At 53.2% G+C, this 7,237-nt stretch carries 6 protein-coding genes; 5 read left to right on the top strand and 1 reads right to left on the bottom strand.

Annotated elements, in window-relative coordinates; all coding sequences use genetic code 11:
* From D5S03_RS04300 to D5S03_RS04285, 4 genes are all read left to right on the top strand, one after another.
* Positions 1–602 (top strand): methionine adenosyltransferase domain-containing protein (locus D5S03_RS04300; protein WP_287042782.1); only part of this gene is annotated, 602 nt, incomplete at its 5' end.
* An 87-nt stretch (positions 603–689) separates the two neighbouring features.
* Positions 690–1,328, top strand: coding sequence for a cobalamin B12-binding domain-containing protein (locus D5S03_RS04295; protein WP_008870671.1), 639 nt, complete (start codon positions 690–692; stop codon positions 1,326–1,328).
* A gap of 53 nt (positions 1,329–1,381) precedes the next feature.
* Entirely contained in the window at positions 1,382–2,839 is a 1,458-nt protein-coding gene (locus tag D5S03_RS04290) for a trimethylamine methyltransferase family protein (protein ID WP_008870672.1), read from the top strand.
* A 66-nt stretch (positions 2,840–2,905) separates the two neighbouring features.
* On the top strand, positions 2,906–4,381 hold the full coding sequence (locus D5S03_RS04285) for a trimethylamine methyltransferase family protein (protein WP_008870673.1): 1,476 nt from the start codon (positions 2,906–2,908) through the stop codon (positions 4,379–4,381).
* A gap of 484 nt (positions 4,382–4,865) precedes the next feature.
* On the opposite strand, the gene D5S03_RS04280 is transcribed toward D5S03_RS04285, so the two are convergent.
* Positions 4,866–5,156, bottom strand: a complete 291-nt coding sequence (locus D5S03_RS04280) for a hypothetical protein (protein WP_287042781.1) — start codon at positions 5,154–5,156, stop codon at positions 4,866–4,868.
* Between the two features lie 606 nt (positions 5,157–5,762).
* On the opposite strand from D5S03_RS04280, the gene D5S03_RS04275 reads away from it, so the two are divergent.
* On the top strand, positions 5,763–7,157 hold the full coding sequence (locus D5S03_RS04275) for a tetratricopeptide repeat protein (RefSeq protein ID WP_287042780.1): 1,395 nt from the start codon (positions 5,763–5,765) through the stop codon (positions 7,155–7,157).
* Positions 7,158–7,237: the final 80 nt, after the last annotated feature.

Genomic DNA, 7,237 nt, shown 5'->3' with positions numbered 1-7,237 from the left:
TCTCAGCCCAGCATGACCCCAACATCGCCTACCAGGACCTGTCCGATGCCATCAAGAAGGAAGTGATTTTTCACACCCTGCCCCCGGAGCTTATGGATGAGAAGACCAAGATATACATCAACACCACCGGGCGCTTCGTGGTGGGAGGTCCCATGGGGGACTGCGGCCTTTGCGGACGCAAGATAATAAACGACACCTACGGCGGCATGGCCGCTCACGGCGGGGGGGCCTTTTCGGGCAAGGATCCTTCCAAGGTGGACCGTTCCGGGGCCTACATGGCCCGCTACGTGGCCAAGAATGTGGTAGCCGCCGGCCTGGCCGAGCGCTGCCAGGTGCAGATAGCCTACTGCATCGGCCTGGCCGAGCCTGTCTCGGTACTGGCCACCTCCATGGGCACCGGGCAGGTGGATGACGAGACCTTGACCAAGGCGGTGCGCGAGGTATTCGACCTGCGCCCTTATTTTATCATAAAACGCCTGGACCTCAAGCGTCCCATCTACCAGATGACCACCAACTACGGCCATTTCGGCCGGGAAAAGCCGGAATTCACCTGGGAAAAAATAGATGCGGCAGCGGACCTCAAAACAGCCTGCAAGCTGTAACGACCCGGGCATTGCTTCTTTTTTTCGATTACAGTCAAGTGACGCTTTCAAAATAAATAAAACAACAAATCATCAAGGAGGAATATCATGTCTGAGAAATTAGGTAAAATAGCCGACGGACTGCTGCACGGTAAAATTGACGAGGTTGGAGAGCTGACCCAGGAACTTATAAACGACGGAATGGACCCTGAAGAAATTCTGCAGAAGGGCCTTTTTGCAGGCATGGATATTGTCGGAAAGAAATTCAGGGACTGCGAAATGTTTATCCCGGAAGTCCTGCGTTCAGCCAAGGCCATGCACGCAGCCATGGAAAAGCTGCGCCCGGTGCTCTCCGAGGAATCCAGCTCCAAGGCCGGTACAGTGATCATGGTCACCGTCCAGGGCGACCTGCACGACATCGGCAAGAACCTGGCCGGCATGATGATGGAAGGGGCCGGATTCAACGTCATCGACATGGGCATTGACCGCAAGACCGAAGACATCGTGGAAATGGTCAAAAAGGAAAAGCCCCAGATTCTGGGACTGTCCGCCCTTCTGACAACCACCATGCCCAAGATGGGCGAGGTCATAAACGCCCTCAAGGAAGCCGGCATCCGCGACCAGGTCAAGGTCATCGTGGGCGGAGCCCCGGTAACCGACGACTTTGCCCAGGAAATCGGGGCCGATGCATACGCCCCCAATGCCTCCATCGGAACCGAAAAAGCCCTGGAGCTGGTCAAGGGATAGACCCCGGTCATCCTTATTCTTTCTTGTAGAAACGCATACACAGGAGTCTAAATATGCCCAAAATCAATCAAACCATACAGACAACCCCCAAGTTCAGGGTTTTGTCCGAGAATCAGATCGAGATGATCTATTCTGCGGCCCTGGACGTTATACAGCGTACCGGGGCCAGGTTTCACCACGATGAGGCCCTGGAGCTGTTTAAAAACAGCGAGGCTGTGGTTTCCGACGGCAACCTGGTCCGGGTGCCCATTTCTCTGGTGGAAAAGGCCATCAAGAGTCACCCCCGCAAGATCAACCTCACCGGCAGGACCGCAAAACACAGAATCAAACTGGAAAAGGACACGGTAAACTTCGGCACGGGTTCGGACCTGCCCTTTACCTATGACCGCGAAACCGGCGAACGCAGGCGCACCAACTACAACGACGTTGTAAACGCCGCCCGCATCGTGGACTTTCTGCCCAACCTGGACTTTTTCATGTCCCACGGCATAGTCCAGGACGTACCCAACCCCCAGACCTACGATCGGCACCAGTTCATGGCCATGCTCAAGGGCTGCACCAAGCCCATGGTCCTGACCTCTGTAGACGGTGAAGGACTGGAGGATCTGTGGAAAATGGCTTCTTTGTTCCGGGGAGGGGAAAAGGAATACCGCCTGGAGCCCATGTTCGTTACATACATTGAGCCCATCTCTCCCCTTAAAAACGACAATACAGCAGTGGAAAAGCTTCTTTTCTCCGCAGAAAAAGGCATTCCCTGCATGTATACCCCATGCCCCAGTTCCGGAGCCACAGCCCCGGCCACCATGGCCGGCATGCTGGTGCAGTCTCTGTCCGAAACCATGATGGCCTCGGTACTCACCTATCTCAAAAACCCGGGCATGCCCCTGGTAATGGGCGGAGTGACCACTGTCCTGGACATGATCACCACCACCTACTCCTACGGCGCACCGGAACTGTCCCTGGCCTCGGCAGCCAATACGGATATCTCCAAGTGGCTGGGCCTGCCCATGTTTTCCACCGGCGGATGCACCGACTCCAAGGTCCTGGACGAGCAGGCGGCCATTGAATCCGCCACAAGCAACTACTACGCCTATCTTTCAGGAGCCAGCCTCGTGCACGACGTGGGCTATATCGACAGCGGCGTCAATGCCTCCCTGGAAAGTCTGGTCATGAACGACGAAATTATCGGCATGATCCGCCAGATAGGCAAGGGCATCAACACCGAGGACGAATACCTGGCCCTGGACCTCATAGACAAGATCGGCCCCGGCGGGGAGTACCTTACTTCAGAGCATACACTGACTCATTACAAGGACTGGTTTCAGCCGAGGCTCCAGGACCGCTCCGATTACGAAACATGGGTGCGCGAAGGCAAAAAGACCATGAATGATCGCATCAAGGAAGAAACTGAGCGCATTCTGCAGGAGCACCAGCCCGAGCCCATTGACGACAAGCTCCAGAAGGAACTGGAAAAGATTATTGATGCCGCTGAACAGAGGCACTCCAAGTAGAACCTCCAACCCAAGACACAGGCTGTGCTCAGCCTGCAGCCATTTTCGCCCAAGGAGGATTAATATATGGCCAGTGATAAAACCAACTGCACAGTAAACCGCAGTCCAAGGTTTTCCTTTCTATCAGAGGATCAGAAGCAGACCATATTTCACGGAATGCTCAAGGTCCTTCAGGACACCGGGGCCAACGTTCACCATGAACAGGCCCGGGAAATATTCAAAAAACATGGATGCAAAGTCGACGGCATCCGGGTATATATCCCCCCCAAACTGGTGCGCCAGGCCCTGCAGTCAGTGCCGCTCATGACCACCATTTTCGACTGGGAGGGAAATCCACGCATCTATATCGAGGAAAACCGCAGCTATTTCGGTCCCGGCCCTACCCTGGTATACTTTCGCGACCCCTATACCATGGAGCGCCGCAAATGCCTGCGCCAGGACGCCACAACCGTGGCCCGGGTCTGCGACGCCCTGCCCAATATAGGCTTTGTGGAGGGCCTGGTGACCATAAGCGACGTCCCCCGGGGAACTGATGACGTATACGAGTTCGCGGACATGATCCAGAACACCACCACCCCCATTATGGCCTGGTCCTACCAGCGCGGCGGGGCCCGGGATATCCACCGCATCGGCTGCATCATGGCCGGCGGGGAAGAGGCTTTCCGGAAAAAGCCCAACTATATCCTGTACAGCGAGCCCATCTCACCGCTGGTGAGCGATTTCCACGCCATTGACAAGCTAATGTACTGCGCCGAACAGGGCATTCCCCAGGACTACAGCCCCTGCGCCATCGGCGGCGGCACAGTCCCGGCCACCCATGCCGGGCAGCTGGTGGTGGCCCTGTCCGAATCCATGGTGGGCGTAGTTCTGTCCCAGCTCATTAATCCCGGCACCTGCATCATCCTGGGCGGGGTGCAGTCCATCCTGGACATGCGCCGGGGCATTTACGCCTACGGAGCACCCGAGCTCAATGTACTGAGCGGAGGACTCACGGAAATGGCCCGGTACTGCGGCCTGCCCATGTTCGGCACAGCCGGGTGCACCGATACCAAGGTCATGGAAATCCAGTCCGGCATCGAAGCCACCCTGCAGATCCACACCTCCATGCTCACGGGCGCCAACTTCGTCCATGACTGCGGCTACACCGAGTCAGGCAAGACCGGAGACATATTCCAGACGGTGATGGACGACGAAATCATCAGCATGGCCCGCATCATAGAGGACGGCATAGAGGTCAACGAAGAGACCCTGTCCGTGGACGTGATAAACAGGGTGGGCTCCGGAGGCCACTACCTCTACGAAGACCATACCATGAAATGGTTCCGCAAACACTGGCGTCCCACCCTCATGGACCGGCAGAGCTACGAGGACTGGGTCAAAAACGGCAGCCAGACCATGCAGGACCGCATCATCAAAAAAACCAGGGACATCCTGGAAACCCACGAAGGTCCCATTTCCAGAGTCCCCAGGGACGTGCAGAAAGATGTCCAGAAAGTGGTGGACGAAGCCGTGGAAAGAGTGGAACGGGAAGGACTGGATTAATCTGTAAAGAGGGGGGCCGGGCACATGCATGTCCGCCCCCTTTATAATAAAAGTCTAAGGCGGGCTATGCCCGCAACCCAATAAATAAAAGAGTTTTTGACAGGATTAACAGGATTAAGAGATTGATTAAGAGAAAAACATTTTTGTCCTGGCCGGAAGCCAGGCCAAAAGGTAATCACTCCAGCACTCACTTTTTTCCGGCACTCATGAAGAAGAAAGTGAGTGCTGGATGGTAAATTCAGTCAGCGGCATCAGGCCGGTGGCTGATTATCCTAACCATCCTGTTAATCCTGTCTAAGTTTCTTGTTTTTTATGACAGGGTTTCAGGAGTAAGTCACTAAACGTCATATTCCTGAAATTCCTGCTCATCTCTTGTTGAAGGCAGATAACATACGTTGATGTGCAGAACTCTATCTCCCACTCGCCTGCCAGCACACCATATATAAAAAAGATGAGCTTAACTGTGCATATTCCGGGCACATAATCAATTGACCGGCATTGCAACGTCCTTCAGATACATAGACAAAAAACTTCTATACGAAGATTCTATCTCAGGCTCAGGAGAATAGGAGGTCAGAATATGCATCTGGTTGATGGCAGGCATGACCGGGGTAATGCTGAAAATCTGGAGAGGCTGAAAAGAAACTTTGGTCGGATCAGGCTCACCATGAACCCTGATAATACAAGGTTCAATCCAAGATTCATCATCATTTATGATGTATATAATGGTTACCCCGTTGGTTAAGACCGAGCACATACAGATTTTTTCCTGCATTTCTTCCTCCCATGGCAGCAAGATGTTTCTTTTTAACCGACAAAAATGTTTTGTTTATTAAGGTTTATATGGGGCGTGATTCAGCTTTTGGAATCACCCGGCATGTTTTTGTCGTTTTTTCCATCAGGCCCGACTCTTCTATTCTCTGCATCATTTCTGGACCGGTTATGCTGGTTTTTGCCTTGATTATCTACAGTCGGCAAGGACTGAAGCAACAGCTTATGATTCATGAACCGCCCGCATCCAGAACAGACAAGATAAAACTCAAGGATTTCTGTAAAGCAGAAAGGGCAAAAATATGTCCTGGGTACATTCATATCCTTAAACCTCCTTTTCATAACTGACTCCGGGATTTTCTTTGCCGGCTCCGGGCTGAATATTTTTCACGTCTAAGACATTTATTACGGAAACCTTCACCTGGATTTCAAAATATCCATCAAAAATATGGAAGTGACGTATTCATGTCTTGCCCTTTTCTGAAATATCTTCCCGTCAATCTCTGAAAAATGCAGCGTCAAAACCGTAAATAACAACCAGGCAGGGAAAACTGCCCTTTTGGTCATCCAGGGGCAACATGGCAACCCGTTTTTTATCTGGAGGTCGGATATGAGTTCAATGCAAGCCAAAGTTATTTCATACCCCAGGGACAAGGCCGTAAACGGCGAACCCGAAACCAGCCCTGACCAGGAACATATCCAGGATCAGACTCAAGGTCAGGAGCAGGACTTCCTGGATACCCTGGCCGAGGACTCTTCTAAAATGGAACAGCTTAGAAGCAGGGTAAACTCCTGTCTGGCCGAGATTGCACTGGGCCGGGACAACAACGACTGGCAAAAGGTGGTGGACCTCTTTTATCCCCTGGAGGAAAAAGAGCCGGAACTGGTTGCCATGGGACTGGATACCCCTCTCCGGGCCGAACTGGCTTTTGCTCTGAGCCAGGCCGGCAGGCAGGAACAAAGCATGGCCGAATACGAAAAGTGCGTACAGGACCAGCCTGACAATTTTTACGCTGTCTCCGGGCTGGCCTATGTGATTTACAATCTTCTCTACGCAGCAAAAAACCGGGAGCGCATCCTGCCTTACAAGCAGAAAGTCCAGTACACTGAGAAGGCTCACAAGTACTTTGTTCAGGCACAAAAACTCAGGCCTGACAGGGTTACAAACTTCTACCGTCAGGGCATGCTCTACAAAAACCTGCAGAACATGGACCGCAAGGCAGCTCCGCTTTTTAGAACTGCTGTAGGCAACTGGGAAGCCTATGATGAAAATGCCCGGGAAAAAAGGCACCAGGAGTACAAAAACTACATCAAGTCCCTCTACAACCTGGGCTCATGCCTGCTCAAGCAGGGCAGGCCCAAAGAGGCCATGGAACATCTCAACAAGTGCCTGGAGCACGATGAATCCAGAAACTACATCCGGGCTGAACACAAGTATTTCGCCCTGGGCAAGGTGCATTTCGAAATGAACAGCCCGGAGCAGGCCATCAAGGAACTGGAGTTTGCAGCCTCCTTTACTGATCCCGTAAAAGGCGACTACATTCACGAACTCTGGGCACGAGTGCTCCTGGGAATGTCCAGGCCCATGGACGCTCTGCAGGTCCTGTGTCGAATTCCGGATAAGTTCAGACGGCAGTTCGTGCGCTGGACCGAGGGGGACTGCTACCTGGCCCTGCAGGATTATGCCAGGGCAAGGCAGGTCTGGAACAAGGCACTGGAAAAAGACCGGCGCTCCCGGCACCGGGCTCTTATCCGCCTGGCCAGGATGGAGTTCAAGCTGAGCAACTTCTCCCAGTGTCTGCAACATGCCATGGAAGCCAACTCCTTTCACCTTGAAGCCTACGGCAACCCCGATCCTGACGGCCTCTTCTGGGCAGCCGCCTCGGCCATTCGCCTCCAGGACAGGGAAAAAGCCAGGCAACACCTGGATGAGCTCAAATCATTCCGGCCGGACTATCCCATGCTGGGAAAACTTAACCAGGTATTTGTGCAGACCTTTGGGTAACAGAGTTAAGGAGGTATTCATGCATCCACGTGATTCCTCAAAAAAAGCCCTGGTTCCCAGGCAGCCGGATTGTCAGCTGA

Origin of the sequence: Desulfonatronospira sp. MSAO_Bac3, assembly GCF_003838035.1 — a bacterium.
GTDB lineage: Bacteria > Desulfobacterota > Desulfovibrionia > Desulfovibrionales > Desulfonatronovibrionaceae > Desulfonatronospira > Desulfonatronospira thiodismutans.
The sequence above is the reverse complement of the archived record's forward strand: the minus strand, read 5'-3'. Positions and strand labels throughout refer to the sequence as shown.

What these genes read in the sequence shown, in the direction of transcription:
- D5S03_RS04295 (WP_008870671.1), top strand. Translation starts at nt 690, where the DNA reads ATGTCTGAGAAATTAGGTAAAATAGCCGACGGACTGCTGCACGGTAAA.
- D5S03_RS04290 (WP_008870672.1), top strand. Translation starts at nt 1,382, where the DNA reads ATGCCCAAAATCAATCAAACCATACAGACAACCCCCAAGTTCAGGGTT.
- D5S03_RS04285 (WP_008870673.1), top strand. Translation starts at nt 2,906, where the DNA reads ATGGCCAGTGATAAAACCAACTGCACAGTAAACCGCAGTCCAAGGTTT.
- D5S03_RS04280 (WP_287042781.1), bottom strand. Translation starts at nt 5,156, where the DNA reads ATGCAGGAAAAAATCTGTATGTGCTCGGTCTTAACCAACGGGGTAACC.
- D5S03_RS04275 (WP_287042780.1), top strand. Translation starts at nt 5,763, where the DNA reads ATGAGTTCAATGCAAGCCAAAGTTATTTCATACCCCAGGGACAAGGCC.